Genomic DNA, 14,582 nt, shown 5'->3' on the forward strand with positions numbered 1-14,582 from the left:
TCAGCCCCGCATCATGTTGCGCTCGTAGACCAGGCGCAGGCCGATGAGGGTCAGCCACGGCTCGTGCTCGTCGATGACCGACGCCTCGCCCAGGACCAAGGGGGCCAGGCCGCCCGTGGCGATGACGGTGACGTCGTCGGGGTCGTCGGCCAGCTCACGGGCCATGCGGCCGACGACGCCGTCGACCTGGCCCGCGAAGCCGTAGAGGATGCCGGACTGCATGGCCTCGACGGTGTTCTTGCCGATGACGCTGCGCGGGCGGGCGATCTCGATCTTGCGGAGCTGGGCGCCGCGGACGCCCAGGGCCTCCGTGGAGATCTCGATGCCGGGGGCGATCACGCCACCGACGTACTCGCCGCGCGCGCTCACCGCGTCGAACGTCGTCGCCGTGCCGAAGTCGACGACGACGCACGGGCCGCCGTAGAGCTCGACGGCGGCGACCGCGTTGATGATGCGGTCCGCGCCGACCTCCTTCGGCTGGTCCATGAGGATCGGTACGCCGGTCTTCACGCCCGGCTCGACGAGGATGGCGGGGACGTCGCCGTAGTAGCGGCGGGTCACCTCGCGCATCTCGTGGAGCACGGAGGGGACGGTCGAGCAGATGCAGATGCCGTCGATGCCGTCGCCCAGCTCGTCGCCGAGCAGCGGATGGCGGCCCATCAGGCCCTGGAGCAGGACCGCCAGTTCGTCCGCGGTGCGGCGCGGATCGGTGGAGATGCGCCAGTGCTCGACGATGTCCTCGCCGTCGAACAGGCCGAGGACGGTCTGGGTGTTGCCGACATCGATGGTGAGCAGCATCAGGAGGCCTCCTCGTGGAGGTCCAGGCCGATGTCCAGGATCGGGGAGGAGTGGGTCAGCGAGCCGACGGCCAGGTAGTCGACGCCGGTCTCGGCGTAGGCGCGGGCGTTGTCCAGGGTCAGCCGGCCCGAGGACTCCAGCTTGGAGCGGCCCGCGACGAGCGCGACGGCCTCGCGGGTCTGCTCGACGGTGAAGTTGTCCAGCATGATCAGGTCCGCGCCCTCGGCGAGGACCGGCGGGATCTGGTCGAGCCGGTCCACCTCGACCTCGATGTCCACGTCCGGGAACTCCTGGCGCACGGCCCGGAACGCCTCGGCGACGCCGCCGGCGGCGATCACGTGGTTGTCCTTCACCAGCGCGGCGTCGGACAGCGACATGCGGTGGTTGACGCCGCCGCCGCAGCGGACCGCGTACTTCTCCAGCGCGCGCAGCCCCACGGTGGTCTTGCGGGTGTCGCGGACGGCGGCGCCGGTGCCCTCCAGGGCGTCGGCCCAGGCGCGGGTGGCGGTGGCGATGCCGGAGAGGTGGCAGAGGATGTTGAGCATGCTGCGCTCGGCGGTGAGCAGGTCCGTGGTGCGGGTGCGGATGGTCAGCAGCTTCTGGCCCGCCTCCACCCGGTCGCCGTCCTCGACGTGCCGCTCGACCTCGAACTCGTCGGTGCAGGCCACGGAGAGGATGGCCTCGGCGACGCGCAGACCGGCGACCGTGCCGGCCTCGCGGGCGGTGAAGTCACCGGAGGCGACGGCGTCCTCGGGGACGGTCGCGAAGGTGGTGATGTCCTTGCCGCCGTCGAGGTCCTCCTCGATGGCGAGGTGGGCGAGGTCCTCGACCTGGAGCGGGTCCAGCCCGGCCGCGACCAGCAGCCGGACGAGCTCGGGGTCGAGCCCGCACTCGAAGGCGTCCGCTTCGTAGTCCCCGCCGGAGCAGCCGCAGGCGTCGCCGCAGCCGCCGGTCGCCTCGGGCTCGGCGGCTTCCCGGCCGGAACGGCCGATCTGGTGCAGGGGGGCGTCTTCGGGGGTGCTCACGCTGTTCTCCTTGGGGGCGGAGGCAGATACGGGCTGCGATACGGGCTCTACGGGCGGGAACGCGGCCGACCCGGTGGTGGCGACCGCGAGGGTGCGGTCGGGGCGCAGCGTCACCAGGAGGTGACGGCGGGAGTGGGCGTCGTCGCGGTCGGGGAAGTCCTCGCGCCAGTGGCAGCCGCGGGTCTCCTCGCGGCGGAGGGCGGCGGCGACGAGGACCTGGGCGACGAGGAGGAGGTTGGTCGTCTCCCAGGCGTCGGTGCCGGGGACGGGCTGTTTGTCGGTGGCTTCCTCGCGGATGCGGGTCAGCTGCGCCGCGGCTTCTTCCAGGCTTCGGCGTGAGCGGAGGACTCCGGCGCCCATCGTCATGGCGCGCTGGATTTCGGGGCGCGTTTCGGGGGCGATCAGGAGCGTTTCCGGCTCTCCCGCCGTCGTGGGGGTTTCTCCCACCCGCCCACCCGTTGCCCCGAAAGCATTGGGGGTGGTGATGTCCTCCGCTATGCGTTCCGCGAAGACCAGGCCCTCCAGGAGGGAGTTGGACGCCAGGCGGTTCGCGCCGTGGACCCCCGTGCAGGCGACCTCGCCGCACGCGTACAGGCCCGGCACGGTCGTCCGGCCGCGCAGGTCCGTGCGTACGCCGCCCGAGGCGTAGTGCGCGGCGGGCGAGACGGGGACGAGGTCGGTCACCGGGTCGATGCCGTGCGCCCGGCAGGCCGCCAGGATCGTGGGGAAGCGGCGCTCCCACTTCTCCCGGCCGAAGTGGCGGGCGTCCAGGTACATGTGCTCGGCGCCCGTCTCGCGCATGCGCCGCATGATGCCCTTGGCGACGATGTCGCGCGGGGCGAGCTCGGCCAGCTCGTGCGCGCCGAGCATGAAGCGGTCGCCGTCGGCGTCCACCAGGTGGGCGCCCTCGCCGCGGACGGCCTCCGAGACCAGGGGCTGCTGGCCCTCGGCGTCGGGGCCGAGCCACAGCACGGTCGGGTGGAACTGGACGAACTCCAGGTCGGAGACCTCGGCGCCGGCGCGCAGGGCGAGGGCGACGCCGTCGCCGGTGGAGACGGCGGGGTTGGTGGTGGCGGAGAAGACCTGGCCCATGCCGCCGGTGGCCAGGACGACGGACCGGGCGCGGACGGCGCCGACGCCGTCGTGCTGCCCCTCGCCCATGACGTGGAGGGAGACGCCCGCCGCGCGGCCCTCGGCGTCCTTGAGGAGGTCGAGGACGAGGGCGTGCTCGATGGTCTTGATGCCCGCCGCGCGCACGGCGTCGACGAGGGCGCGGGAGATCTCGGCGCCGGTGGCGTCGCCTCCGGCGTGGGCGATGCGGTCGCGGTGGTGGCCGCCCTCGCGGGTCAGCAGGATCTCGCCGCTGCCCGCGTCGGTGTCGAAGCGGGCGCCGGTGGCGATGAGGCGGCGCACGGCGTCGGGGCCCTCGGTGACCAGGACCCGGACGGCCTCCTCCGAGCAGAGGCCCGCGCCGGCGACGAGGGTGTCGTCGAGGTGCTGCTCCGGGGTGTCGCCGTCGCCGAGGGCGGCCGCTATGCCGCCCTGGGCCCAGCGGGTGGAGCCGTCGTCGAGGCACGCCTTGGTGACGACGGCGACGCTCGCGCCGGCCGCCGCGCAGCGCAGCGCCACGGTCAGGCCCGCCACGCCGGAGCCGACGACCACGACGTCGGCGTCGACGGACCAGCCGGGGCGGGGGGCGTGGAGTCGTATGCCGGTCATCGCGCCGCTCCGACGGTGAGGGGGATGTTGTCGATCAGACGGGTGGTGCCCACCTTGGCGGCGACGGCGAGGATGGCCTCGCCGGTGTAGTCGTCGGGGACCTCGGTGAAGTCGGAGGGGTCGACGAGCGCCAGGTAGTCGAGGCGGAGCGGGGGCTCCAGCCGGGCCGCGCCGTCCAGGACGGCCAGGGCGGAGCGCCGGACGGGGGCCGGGCCCCCGGCGGCCTCGGCACCGGCGGTGAGGAGGGCGCGGGAGAGCTCCAGCGCCGTGGCCCGGTCGGCTTCGGACAGGTACCGGTTGCGGCTGGAGAGGGCGAGGTTGTCGCCCTCGCGGACCGTGGGCACGCCCACGATCTCCACGGGGAAGTTGAGGTCGCGCGCCATGCGGCGGATCAGGGCGAGCTGCTGGGCGTCCTTCTGCCCGAACAGCGCGACGTCCGGCAGGGTCAGGTGGAGGAGCTTGCCGACGACGGTGAGGACGCCGTCGAAGTGGCCGGGGCGGCTGGCGCCTTCGAGGCGCTCGCCCATGGGGCCGGCGGTGATCCGCACCTGGGGCTCGCCGCCGGGGTAGACCTCGTCGACGGAGGGGGCGAAGACGGCGTCGGCGCCGGCCTGCCCGGCGATCGCGACGTCGGCGTCGAGGGTCCGCGGGTAGCGGTCGAGGTCCTCGCCGGCGCCGAACTGGAGCGGGTTGACGAAGACGGTGACGACGACCTGGCCCGTCGGGCCCACCAGCCGGCGCGCCTCGCGGACGAGGGTGGCGTGGCCCTCGTGGAGGGCGCCCATGGTCATGACGACCGCGCGGCGGCCGTCGCGCGGGAGGGTGTGCAGCTCCTTCGCGGTACGGATGAGCTGGGGGGTCACTGGTTGCCTCCGTCCGCGAGGACACCGAGGAGGTCCTCCGCAAGTTCCGGCTTGAGCAGGCCGTGCGCGAGGGCGCGGTCCGCGGTGGTGCGGGCCATCGCCAGGTATCCGGCGACGGCTCCGGGAGCGTGGGCGCGCAGCTCGGCGACGTGGGCCGCGACCGTGCCGGCGTCGCCTCGGGCGACCGGGCCGGTGAGGGCGGCGTCGCCGCTGCGCAGGGCGTTGTCCAGGGCGGCGCCCAGGAGCGGGCCGAGCATCCGGGCAGGGTGCTCGACCCCGGCGGTGCGCAGCAGGTCCATGCTCTGGGCGACGAGGGTGACGAGGTGGTTGGCGCCGATGGCGAGGGCCGCGTGGTAGAGCGGGCGGGCGCTCTCCTCGATCCACTCGGGCTCGCCGCCCATCTCGATGACCAGCGCCTCGGCGGCCAGCCGCAGCTCCTGGGGGGCGGTGACGCCGAAGGAGCAGCCGGCCAGGCGCTGGACGTCCACGGGGGTGCCGGTGAACGTCATCGCGGGGTGGAGGGCCAGCGGCAGGGCGCCGACGCGGGTGGCCGGGTCGAGGACGGCGGTGCCGTGCCGGCCGGAGGTGTGGACGAGGAGCTGGCCGGGGCGGACGGCGCCGGTCTCGGCGAGCCCGGCGACCAGGCCCGGCAGGGCGTCGTCGGGCACGGTCAGCAGGACCAGCTCGGCGTGGGCGAGCACATCGGCGGGCGCCATGACGGGCACGTCCGGCAGCATGGCGGCCGCGCGCCGCAGCGAGGCGTCGGAGACGCCCGAGACGGCGACGGGGCGGTGCCCGGCGAGCTGGAGGGACGCGGCCAGGGCGGGGCCGACACGGCCGGCGCCGACCACGCCGACGGTGAGCCTGGCGGGGCGGTCCTGGGGGCTCGTGTGCTCGGAGGAGAGGTGTGCGTTCACGCGGCGGGATGCCTTCCGTTCCAGTCCGCGGGGGTACCGGACGATTCCTTTGTCATGCTACGCGAGGCGCGTCGGGCGGTCCCGGGCCGTCCCCAGCCCTGTGGATAACTCGTTGCTCCTGTCGTACCCGCCCACGATGATCCCCTCATGGCAGACGAACAGAGAACCGGGCACCCGGTGGACCCGCCGATGGACAGGGCCCGCAGGATGGCCGCGCTGCGCGGCGCCGAGCGGGTCCTGTCGGGCCACTCGCTCGCCCTGACGATCGGCGACAGGCTGGCCCGGCTGGCCGCCGAGGCCCCGGAGGCGTACGACCTCGGCGAGGGCGTCGACGTCTACGGCGACGGGGTCGTGGAGGAGCTGGAGCGCCGGGTCGCCGGGCTGCTGGGCATGGAGGCCGCCGCCTTCTTCCCCACCGGGACGATGGCCCAGCAGGTGGCCCTGCGCTGCTGGGCGGGGCGCACGGGCAGCCCGGTGGTGGCCGCGCACCCGCTGTCGCACCTGGAGGTCCACGAGCGGAACGCGTACGCGACGGTCTCCGGCCTGCGCACCGTCCATCCCACGAGCGATCCCCGGCCGCCGACGGCCGAGGAGATCCGGGAGCTGGACGAGCCGTTCGGCACGCTGACGCTGGAGCTGCCCCTGCGGGACGCGGGTTTCGTGCTCCCCACGTGGGAGGAGCTGACGGAGGCGGTGGCGGCCGCCCGCGACCGTGACGCGGTGGTGCACTTCGACGGGGCGCGGCTGTGGGAGTGCGCCTCGCACTTCGGGGTGGAGCTGCCGGAGATCGCCGCGCTCGCGGACTCGGTGTACGTCTCGCTCTACAAGTCCCTCGACGGCATATCGGGGGCCGTGCTGGCGGGCCCGTCCTCGTTCGTGGAGGAGGCGAAGACCTGGCGCCACCGGTACGGGGGCACGCTCTTCCAGCAGTGGCCCGTGGCGCTCGCCGGGCTCGCGGGGCTGGATCGCGAGCTGCCCCGGCTGCCGGCGTACGTGGCGCACGCCAAGGTGGTCGCGGAGGCCCTGAAGGACGCCTTCCGCGCGGCCGGGGTGCCGTGGTTCCGGGTGCATCCGGACGTGCCGCACACCCATCAGTTCCAGGTGTGGCTGCCGTATCCGCCGGAGGCGCTGACAGCGGCGGGGGTGCGGCTCGCGGAGGAGACCGGCACGTGGGTGTTCAACCGCTGGGACGCGGCCCCGGTGCCCGGGCTGGCCGTCACCGAGGTCACCGTCGCCGCGTCAGCGCTCGCATGGACTCCCGCAGCCGTTCGCGACGCGGTCGGAGCGCTCCTGGAGCGGCTGGACGGGCTGGACGGGCTGGACGGGGGCGGGGGCGGCGCTCCGGTCGGCTGACGGGCGGGCGACGGCCGCCGTTCGTACGGGGCGGGCCGGGCGGAGGGCCGTCGTCCACTGGGTCCAACGGGTCCACCGCGCCCGTCGGGCGGCGACGCGCTCGTCGACGACGGCCAGGAAGGCCCACCACGTGCGGAGTTCCCGGACGGCCTGACGGTCGCCGGTGCCCGGCGCGGGCGGCGGGGTCTCGCCGTGGCGGGCGGTGCGGTACAGGTCGAGCAGGTATTGCTGGTTCGCGCTCATGCCCTCCACCGTGCGGCCCGGCCCGCCCGTTCGGCGCGTGAATTGACGAGGACCGTCAATCGGCGGCCCGACCTGCGAAAAAGGAAGGCACGATGGCGCCATGAGCGTGACGATCGACATCGCGGGCCTGCCGGCCGAGCGGCTGGTCTTCCGGCCCTCCCCGCTGGCCGAGCTGTGCACCGCCCTCCACGCCCTGGCCGAGCCCGGGCACCACCCCGGGCTCCACGGCTGGACCACCGCGACGAACGCGGGGCTCAAGCCGGACCTCGCCGACCGGCTGTGCGAGGCGGACTTCCTGTGGAGCTCGACCTTCTCCGACATCTCCCATGCCTTCGCCGCCCTCCCCGAGACGAACGGCCAGCCCGGCGCCACCCTCGCCGAGGACCTGGACATGATGGACCGGCTGGACGACGAGCTGTTCGTCGACGCCGCCCTGGAGATCTCCTGCTCCAGCAAATACAGCCTGCGCGGCCCGTCGCCGCTGGTGAACGCGGAGATCCGGGAGCAGGCCCTGGAGCGCGCCACCGCGCGCGGCCCCCGCCAGCTGGAGTTCGCCAAGCGGCTGCTCCAGGACCCCCCGGCGGTCCGGGCCTGGCTGCGGCGGCTGTTCGAGGACTGCGCGGACGCGTTCTTCAACGACGTCTGGCAGCGGGTGCGCGTCCAGCTCGCGAGCGACGCCCGCCACAAGACGGAGGTCCTGCGGCGCAAGGGCCTCGCCGAGGCCCTCGCCGAGGTCTCGCCCGCCGTGACGCTCTCCCCCGACGGCTCCCGGATCGTCGTCGACAAGCTCACCAGCGGCCATACGACCGCCGTCGACCCGGCCGTCGGCGCGGGCGTCACGTTCGTCCCGTCGTCCCTCGGCTGGCCCCATCTGTGGGTGCTGCACGCCCCCGGCTGGCGGCCGACGATCCACTACCCGGTGGCCGCCCCCGAGCTGCCCGGGCCGCAGTCCCTCGACCTGCTCACCCTCCGGCTGGAGGCGCTGGCGCACCCGATGCGGATCAGGATGTGCCGCTATCTGGCGCGGGCCGCGTTCACCACCGGCGAGCTGGCGGCCGCGCACGAAGTGAGCGCGCCGGAGGTGTCCCGGCACATCGCGGTGCTGAAGAAGGCGGGGCTGATCACTACGCGGCGGCGCGGGCGGTATGTGCTTCATCAGCTGGATCTGACGGTGGTGGCCAGGCTGGGGAGCGATTTTCTTGAGGGGGTGCTTCGCTGAGCCGGCCGGTCACCTGCGGGCCGTCCGTGGCTGGTCGCGCCCACGCGGCGGCAGCCGCATATCGACACAGCCCCGCGCCCCCTACGGGGCGCACCCTCAGTGCGCGGGTCCTCCACCCGCCCGGACCAGGCCCGTCTCGTACGCCATCACCACGACCTGCACCCGGTCCCGCAGGCCCAGCTTGGTGAGGATGCGGCCCACGTGCGTCTTCACCGTCGCCTCCGACAGCACCAGCCGCGCCGCGATCTCGCCGTTGGACAGGCCCTGCGCCACCAGCAGCATCACCTCGCGCTCCCGGTCCGTGAGCCGGCTGATCTCCGCGCTGGTGGGCTCGGGGCCCGCGCTGGGCAGCATCGGGGTGAAGCGGTCCAGCAGCCGGCGGGTGGTGCTGGGCGCGACCACCGCGTCACCGCTGTGCACCGCCCGGATCGCGCCCAGCAGCTCGGCGGGCGGCACGTCCTTGAGCATGAAGCCGCTCGCGCCGGCCTTCAGCGCGGAGAAGGCGTACTCGTCGAGGTCGAAGGTGGTGAGGATCAGCACCTTCGGCGGGTTCTCCCCCAGGCAGATCCGGCGGGTGGCCTCCACGCCGTCCATGTGCGGCATGCGGACGTCCATCAGGATGACGTCCACCTCGGTGCCCTCCAGCGCCTTCAGGGCCTCCACGCCGTCCCCGGCCTCGGCGACGACCTCCATGTCCGGCTGGGCCGCCAGCACCATGCGGAAACCGGTACGGAGCAGTACCTGGTCATCGACGAGAAGGACTCGGATCGACATGCGGGGTCCCTTTCAGAGGCGTACTACGAATCAAACCTGATGGCCCGAGGATTTCAGCGGCCGGACCTGGCCGGGAGCAGCACACTGATCCGGAAACCGCCGCCGGGTCGCGGCCCCGCGTCCAGCGTGCCGCCCACCATGCCGACGCGCTCGCGCATACCGATCAGACCGTGTCCCATGCCGTCGGCGCCACCGTCCTCGTACAGCTCGTGCTGCGCGCCCCGGCCGTCGTCCTCGACCAGCAGGCCCAGGCCGTCGTCGAAGTACGTCAGCCGGACGCTCGCGCCGACGTCCGGGCCGCCGTGCTTGCGGGTGTTGGTCAGCGCTTCCTGGACGATCCGGTAGGCCGTCAGCTCCACGCCGCTCGGCAGCGGCCTCGGCGCGCCCTCGACCGTGAACTCCACCGGCAGCCCCGCGCCCCGCACCTGTTCGACGAGCTCGCCGATCTGCTCCACGTCCGGCTGCGGCACATACGTCTCACCGCTCTCCCCGCCCTCCTCCGTGCGCAGCACGCCCAGCAGGCGGCGCATCTCGGTGAGGGCCTTGCGGCCGGTGCTGGAGATCGTCTCCAGGGCCTGCTTGGCCTGCTCCGGCGAGGCGTCCAGGACGTAGGCGGCGCCGTCGGCCTGCACCACCATCACCGACACGTTGTGGGCGACGACGTCGTGGAGCTCGCGGGCGATGCGCGCCCGCTCGGCCGTCACCGCCATCTTCGCCTGCTGCTCGCGCTCCTTCTCCAGGCGCGTGGCGCGCTCCTCCAGCTGCGCCCAATAGGCGCGGCGGGTGCGCATCGAGTCGCCGAGGACCCAGGCGAGGATGAACGGGACGCTGACGAACGCCGCGCCCAGCACGGCGTTGCCCACCTCGCTGTGCGGCGTGGGCCAGCGGACGGCGGAGATCGGCGCCGCCAGCAGGCCGCCCACCAGCGCGAACCGCGACGCCCAGCGGGTATTGCCGGAGGCCACCGTGTAGATGATGACCAGCATCGCGAAATCCGCGATGTCCGGCGAGACGCCGAAGACGACCTGGCCCACCCCGGTCGCGGCCGTCAGCAGCAGCATCTTCTCCGGCCAGCGGCGGCGCAGCGCGATCACCGCGCAGAGCGCGAAGGCCGCGAGGACCTTGAGCGCCGTCGGCCCCTGCCCGCTCCCCTCGGCGATGGACAGCGCGCTGAGGCCCAGCAGCAGGAGGGCCCAGAAGGTGTCCACACCGGTGGGGTGTCTGCGAAGGAAGTCGTAGAGGCGCTGCACGTCACCCAGCGTAGGCACGCCGGGTCGCCGCACGGGTCAGCCCGGCGATCGATCCGGTCGGTTTCCGTCTACTCCCCAAGGTGGAGGGCGGGTGTCCGGTGGGCCCGCTTAACGTGTGCGTATGGGAAGCGGAACGAACGTGGCGAGCGGTGCGAGGACCTGGCGGGAGGCGACCGAGGCGGCCCTCTACGGCCCCGACGGCTTCTACCGCCGCCCCGAGGGCCCCGCGGGTCACTTCCGTACGTCCGTCCACGCCTCCCCCCTGTACGCGGGGGCCGTCGTGGAGCTGCTGTGCCGCGTCGACGAGGCCCTGGGCCGCCCGGCGGAGCTGGCGTTCGTCGACGTCGGGGCGGGGCGCGGCGAGCTGGTGGCCGGGGTGCTCGCCCGGTGCCCCGACGGGCTCGCCGGCCGGCTGCGCCCGTACGCCGTGGAGCTCGCCGCCCGCCCGGAGGATCTCGACCCCCGGGTGGACTGGCGGGACACCCCGCCCGAAGGCGTCCGCGGGCTGCTCTTCGCCAACGAGTGGCTCGACAACATCCCGGTGGACGTCGCCGAGACGGACGGCGAGGGCACGCCCCACCAGGTGCTCGTCCGCGACGACGGCGAGGAGCTGCTCGGCGACCCGGTCTCCGGCGAGGACGCCGACTGGCTGAAGCGCTGGTGGCCCCTGGAGGGCGCGCCGCCCGGCTCCCGCGCCGAGATCGGCCGCCCGCGCGACGCCGCCTGGCGGCGGGCGGTCGGCACCCTGCGGTCCGGGCTGGCGGTGGCGGTCGACTACGCGCACGGGCGCGCCACCCGCCCGCCCTACGGCACCCTGACCGGCTTCCGCGAGGGGCGCGAGGTGCGGCCCGTGCCGGACGGCTCGTGCGACATCACCGCGCACGTGGCGCTGGACGCGGCCGCCCTGCCGGGCGGCTCGGTCGTCAGCCAGCGCGCGGCGCTGCGCGCCCTCGGGGTGGACGGCGCCCGTCCACCGCTCTCGCTCGCCTCGACGGACCCGGCCGCCTATGTACGGGCCCTCGGCGCGGCCGGCGAGGCGGCGGAGCTGACCGCCCCGGCGGGCCTGGGCGGCTTCGGCTGGCTGCTCCAGCCGGTGGGGCTCCGGCCGGAGGCGCTGGGGTTTGAGAAACTAACCCCATGACGGAGACGACAGTCGGGATCGGCGGCGCGGCGGAGAGCACCGACATGGTGCTCAACATCGGGCCCCAGCACCCGTCCACCCACGGTGTGCTGCGACTGCGCCTCGTCCTGGACGGCGAGCGGGTCCAGAGCGCCGAGCCGGTGATCGGCTATATGCACCGGGGCGCGGAGAAGCTGTTCGAGGCCCGCGACTACCGCCAGATCGTCATGCTCGCCAACCGGCACGACTGGCTGTCGGCGTTCTCCAACGAGCTGGGCGTCGTCGGGGCCGTCGAGCGGATGCTCGGCATGGAGGTCCCCGAGCGCGCGGTGTGGACGCGCACGCTGCTGGCCGAGCTGAACCGGGTGCTCAACCACCTGATGTTCCTCGGCTCGTATCCGCTGGAGCTCGGCGGCATCACCCCGGTCTTCCACGCGTTCCGCGAGCGCGAGGAGCTCCAGACGGTCATGGAGGAGGTCTCCGGCGGCCGGATGCACTACATGTTCAACCGCGTCGGCGGCCTGAAGGAGGACCTGCCCGCGGGCTGGCTCGGCCGGGCCCGGCACGCGGTCGCCGAGGTGCGCTCGCGGATGGACGTGTACGACCGGCTGGTGCTCGGCAACGAGATCTTCCGCGGCCGGACGCGCGGCGTCGGCGTCCTCACGCCGGAGGCCGTCCACGCGTACGGGGTGAGCGGGCCGATCGCCCGCGCGTCGGGCGTCGACTTCGACCTGCGGCGCGACGAGCCGTACCTCGCGTACGGCGAGCTGGGGGACGTCCTGAAGGTCGTCACCCGCGAGGAGGGCGACTGCCTGGCGCGCTTCGAGTGCCTGCTGGAGCAGACGCACAACTCGCTGGACCTGGCCGACGCCTGCCTGGACCGGCTGGACGGGCTGCCGCCCGGCCCGATCAACCAGCGGCTGCCCAAGGTCCTCAAGGCCCCGGAGGGCGCGACTTACGTCTGGACCGAGAACCCGCTGGGCCTCAACGGCTACTACCTGGTCTCCAAGGGCGACAAGACCCCCTGGCGGCTGAAGCTGCGGTCGGCCTCGTTCAACAACATCCAGGCCCTGACCGAGCTGCTTCCGGGGACGCTGGTCGCGGACATGGTGGCGATCCTGGGCTCGCTGTTCTTCGTCGTGGGCGACATCGACAAGTAGCCGGAACGGGAGAGGGCCCGGGGCAAGCCCCGGGCCCTCTTTCTTTTTGCGAGATCGCGTTACGAGATCGCGCCGCGCAGCTCAACGACGTCTATCTGCTCGGTGTCATCGTGCGCGGTGAGGTCTATGACCTTGCCGTCCGCGTCGGCGAGGGCCTCCTCGCCGACGACGTCCGCGAGGTCCTGCTCCTCGACGCCCTTCTTCTTGGCTCCGCCGTTGCTGTTGCCGTTGCCGAAGAAGTCGAAGCCGCCCGACTTGCGGCGCGCCGCCGGGACGACCGTGCCGGTGGGGCGGGCCGCCGCCTTGGCGGGGGCGGGCGCGGCCTTGGCGGGCGGGGCCGCCTTAGCCGGTGCGGGCGGAGCCGCCTTGGCGGGTGCCTTCGTGGGCTGGGGAGCCTCGGCCGGTGCGGGCTGGGCCGCCTTGGCCGGTACAGGCTGAGGAGCCTTTTCGGGTGCGGGCCGGGGAGCGGGTTGTGCCCACCCGTCCCGCCCAGCGGGACGATTGCCCACAACCGGGGCGGCCTCTCCCAGCTTCTTCAGCGCGTCCGCCGCCTTGCGGTACGCCTCCGCGTTCAGGGGGGCCGGCTTGTCGGTCGGCTTGCCGGTCTTCTCCAGCAGGCGGCGGCCCTCCAGGGCGCTGGCCCGGCCGGTTTCGGCCGAGGCGTAGCGGCGCAGGAGGTCGGCGTGCTCGGTGCGGAGGCGGGCGAGTTCGGCGCGCTTGGCGCGGAGCTTGGTCTCCAGGCCGGCGCGTGCCAGGCGGGTCTCCTCGAGGTCCGTCTCCAGCTCGGCCACGCGTTCCTCGGTCTTCCACTCCTCCCGCGTACGGGCGGCAGTGAGCTGGGCGACGCGTCTGCCCGCGGCGCGGTCCCAGCGGCGCATCATCACCGAGCCGACCACCGTGGCCGCGGCGGCGGCCACGGCGAGGCCGCGGATGACAGCGGTTTCACCCACCGCCAGCGCACCCACGGCGCAGGCGACAGATGTCGCGGCGACCGTCAGCGGGGGAAGAAGCCGGTGGAGGGGGGCGGAATGGCGATGGCGTCCTCGTGGCATGGCCTGAAACTTACCGTGCGTCGCCGCGAACGTGTGAGCCCACCGCCAAACTCTTCCCTTGATCTTACTTCTCTCCTACCCCGTCACTTCGTCTACGCCGTCACTTCGTCAGAAGCTTCTTGTCCTTGAGGTACTGAGCCGCCACATCGGCGGGCTTGAGCCGCTCGGCGTCGACCTTCTTGTTGAGTTCGGTGAGATCGGCGGTGGTCAGCACCTTGTTCAGCTTGCCGAGCGCATCCGCGATCTTCTGCGAACCCGCCTTCTTGGCATTCACGACGGGCAGGACGTTGTCCGCGTTCTGAAGCTTCTTGTCGTCTTCGAGAAGGACGAGTCCGAACTGCGCGAGCGTGGCGTCCGTGGTGGTGGTCAGCAGCAGTTGGTCCTTGCCGTCCTTGACCGCCTGCTTGGCCTGGGTGCTGCCGACCTCCAGCGGGTCGAGACCCGCGACGTCTATGCCGTAGGTCTTCTGGAGGCCCGGCTGGCAGAAGGGGCGCTGGGAGCATTCGTCGCCCGCCGCGAGCCGTACCTTCTCCTTCGAGTTTCCAAGATCGGAAAGCGTCTTGAGCTGGTGTTTCTTCGCGAACTCGTCGGTAACCGCGAAGGCGTTCTGGTCGACCGCCGACCCGGCGTCCAGCACCTTCAGCCCGCGCGGCTCGGCGAGTTTACGGAGGGCCTTCACCGTGGCTTCCGAGTCGCCCGAGGCGACCTGCGCGGCGTCCTTCCCGTTCTGCTTCTTGTTCAGGAATTCGGTGAGCGTCGCGGCATACTCCGGGACCACATCGATCTGCCCCTTCTCCAGCGCCGGCTCATACAGCTCCCGGGCGTCGACGGTCTGGATGGACGTGGAATATCCGGCGTCCTTGAGCAGCCCCGCGTATATCTCCGCGAGCACCTTCGACTCGGTGAAGGACGCCGAGCCGACGACCAGCGATCCCTTCTCCGATCCGGTGGAGCTCCCGGCCTCCTTGGACTTCTCCAGGCTGTCGCCGCCGCACGCGGCGAGACCCGCCGTGAGGGCCGCGACGCCGGCCACCGCCAGCAGGGCGCGAGTGGTCCGCGCTCGACGCGGTGTCCTGGTCATACGAGACT

Annotated in this window: 13 protein-coding genes and 1 pseudogene; 4 read left to right on the forward strand and 10 right to left on the reverse strand. The window is 73.2% G+C overall.

Annotated elements, in window-relative coordinates:
- The 5 genes and pseudogenes from ACX9I7_RS21855 to ACX9I7_RS21875 all read right to left on the reverse strand — a co-directional run bounded on the left by ACX9I7_RS21855 (position 1) and on the right by ACX9I7_RS21875 (position 5,322).
- Entirely contained in the window at positions 1-798 is a 798-nt protein-coding gene (locus ACX9I7_RS21855) for a type III pantothenate kinase (protein WP_189456996.1), read from the reverse strand.
- Entirely contained in the window at positions 798-1,823 is a 1,026-nt protein-coding gene (nadC, locus tag ACX9I7_RS21860; RefSeq protein ID WP_387573662.1) for a carboxylating nicotinate-nucleotide diphosphorylase, read from the reverse strand. Before nadC ends, ACX9I7_RS21855 begins: the two co-directional genes overlap by 1 nt.
- Before the next feature lie 51 nt (positions 1,824-1,874).
- Positions 1,875-3,542, reverse strand: a pseudogene (locus tag ACX9I7_RS21865) (L-aspartate oxidase); the annotation flags it as partial.
- On the reverse strand, positions 3,539-4,405 hold the full coding sequence (panC, locus tag ACX9I7_RS21870) for a pantoate--beta-alanine ligase (RefSeq protein WP_387573594.1): 867 nt from the start codon (positions 4,403-4,405) through the stop codon (positions 3,539-3,541). The pseudogene ACX9I7_RS21865 and the gene panC, both read right to left, overlap by 4 nt.
- Positions 4,402-5,322: a Rossmann-like and DUF2520 domain-containing protein gene (locus tag ACX9I7_RS21875; RefSeq protein WP_189456999.1), complete on the reverse strand. Its 921-nt coding sequence runs from the start codon at positions 5,320-5,322 to the stop codon at positions 4,402-4,404. The genes panC and ACX9I7_RS21875 overlap by 4 nt, the downstream gene beginning before the upstream one ends.
- A 147-nt stretch (positions 5,323-5,469) precedes the next feature.
- On the opposite strand from ACX9I7_RS21875, the gene ACX9I7_RS21880 reads away from it, so the two are divergent.
- On the forward strand, positions 5,470-6,675 hold the full coding sequence (locus ACX9I7_RS21880; protein ID WP_459388263.1) for a threonine aldolase family protein: 1,206 nt from the start codon (positions 5,470-5,472) through the stop codon (positions 6,673-6,675).
- Here the strand turns inward: ACX9I7_RS21880 and ACX9I7_RS21885 are convergent.
- Complete coding sequence (locus ACX9I7_RS21885; RefSeq protein WP_459388264.1) at positions 6,562-6,918, reverse strand: hypothetical protein; 357 nt, start codon at positions 6,916-6,918, stop codon at positions 6,562-6,564. The genes ACX9I7_RS21880 and ACX9I7_RS21885 overlap by 114 nt on opposite strands.
- Before the next feature lie 100 nt (positions 6,919-7,018).
- Between ACX9I7_RS21885 and ACX9I7_RS21890 the strand changes: the two genes are divergently transcribed.
- Positions 7,019-8,137 (forward strand): DUF5937 family protein, encoded by a 1,119-nt coding sequence (locus ACX9I7_RS21890; protein ID WP_387573588.1) that lies wholly within the window; start codon positions 7,019-7,021, stop codon positions 8,135-8,137.
- A 96-nt stretch (positions 8,138-8,233) separates the two neighbouring features.
- Here ACX9I7_RS21890 and ACX9I7_RS21895 read toward each other — a convergent pair whose 3' ends face one another.
- Both ACX9I7_RS21895 and ACX9I7_RS21900 read right to left on the reverse strand, forming a co-directional pair.
- Positions 8,234-8,911 carry a response regulator gene (locus ACX9I7_RS21895; protein ID WP_189457003.1) on the reverse strand — a complete coding sequence of 226 codons (678 nt, stop codon included), beginning with the start codon at positions 8,909-8,911 and terminating at the stop codon, positions 8,234-8,236.
- Between the two features lie 53 nt (positions 8,912-8,964).
- Positions 8,965-10,161: a sensor histidine kinase gene (locus ACX9I7_RS21900; protein WP_387573586.1), complete on the reverse strand. Its 1,197-nt coding sequence runs from the start codon at positions 10,159-10,161 to the stop codon at positions 8,965-8,967.
- 121 nt (positions 10,162-10,282) lie between these two features.
- Between ACX9I7_RS21900 and ACX9I7_RS21905 the strand changes: the two genes are divergently transcribed.
- Positions 10,283-11,302 (forward strand): SAM-dependent methyltransferase, encoded by a 1,020-nt coding sequence (locus tag ACX9I7_RS21905; protein ID WP_459388265.1) that lies wholly within the window; start codon positions 10,283-10,285, stop codon positions 11,300-11,302.
- Positions 11,299-12,441 (forward strand): NADH-quinone oxidoreductase subunit D, encoded by a 1,143-nt coding sequence (locus ACX9I7_RS21910; RefSeq protein ID WP_126915349.1) that lies wholly within the window; start codon positions 11,299-11,301, stop codon positions 12,439-12,441. The genes ACX9I7_RS21905 and ACX9I7_RS21910 overlap by 4 nt, the downstream gene beginning before the upstream one ends.
- Before the next feature lie 59 nt (positions 12,442-12,500).
- Here ACX9I7_RS21910 and ACX9I7_RS21915 read toward each other — a convergent pair whose 3' ends face one another.
- Positions 12,501-13,493: a hypothetical protein gene (locus ACX9I7_RS21915; protein WP_459388266.1), complete on the reverse strand. Its 993-nt coding sequence runs from the start codon at positions 13,491-13,493 to the stop codon at positions 12,501-12,503.
- Positions 13,494-13,593: 100 nt separating this feature from the next.
- Entirely contained in the window at positions 13,594-14,574 is a 981-nt protein-coding gene (locus ACX9I7_RS21920) for an ABC transporter substrate-binding protein (RefSeq protein ID WP_459388267.1), read from the reverse strand.
- Between the last annotated feature and the right edge of the window lie 8 nt (positions 14,575-14,582).

It is taken from the genome of Streptomyces sp. L500 (assembly GCF_054551825.1).

Bases quoted from the DNA above. Each gene is read 5' to 3' on its own strand.
- ACX9I7_RS21855 (WP_189456996.1), bottom strand. From the start codon at position 798: ATGCTGCTCACCATCGATGTCGGCAACACCCAGACCGTCCTCGGCCTG.
- ACX9I7_RS21880 (WP_459388263.1), top strand. From the start codon at position 5,470: ATGGCAGACGAACAGAGAACCGGGCACCCGGTGGACCCGCCGATGGAC.
- ACX9I7_RS21885 (WP_459388264.1), bottom strand. From the start codon at position 6,918: ATGAGCGCGAACCAGCAATACCTGCTCGACCTGTACCGCACCGCCCGC.
- ACX9I7_RS21890 (WP_387573588.1), top strand. From the start codon at position 7,019: ATGAGCGTGACGATCGACATCGCGGGCCTGCCGGCCGAGCGGCTGGTC.
- ACX9I7_RS21895 (WP_189457003.1), bottom strand. From the start codon at position 8,911: ATGTCGATCCGAGTCCTTCTCGTCGATGACCAGGTACTGCTCCGTACC.
- ACX9I7_RS21905 (WP_459388265.1), top strand. From the start codon at position 10,283: ATGGGAAGCGGAACGAACGTGGCGAGCGGTGCGAGGACCTGGCGGGAG.
- ACX9I7_RS21910 (WP_126915349.1), top strand. From the start codon at position 11,299: ATGACGGAGACGACAGTCGGGATCGGCGGCGCGGCGGAGAGCACCGAC.
- ACX9I7_RS21915 (WP_459388266.1), bottom strand. From the start codon at position 13,493: ATGCCACGAGGACGCCATCGCCATTCCGCCCCCCTCCACCGGCTTCTT.
- ACX9I7_RS21920 (WP_459388267.1), bottom strand. From the start codon at position 14,574: ATGACCAGGACACCGCGTCGAGCGCGGACCACTCGCGCCCTGCTGGCG.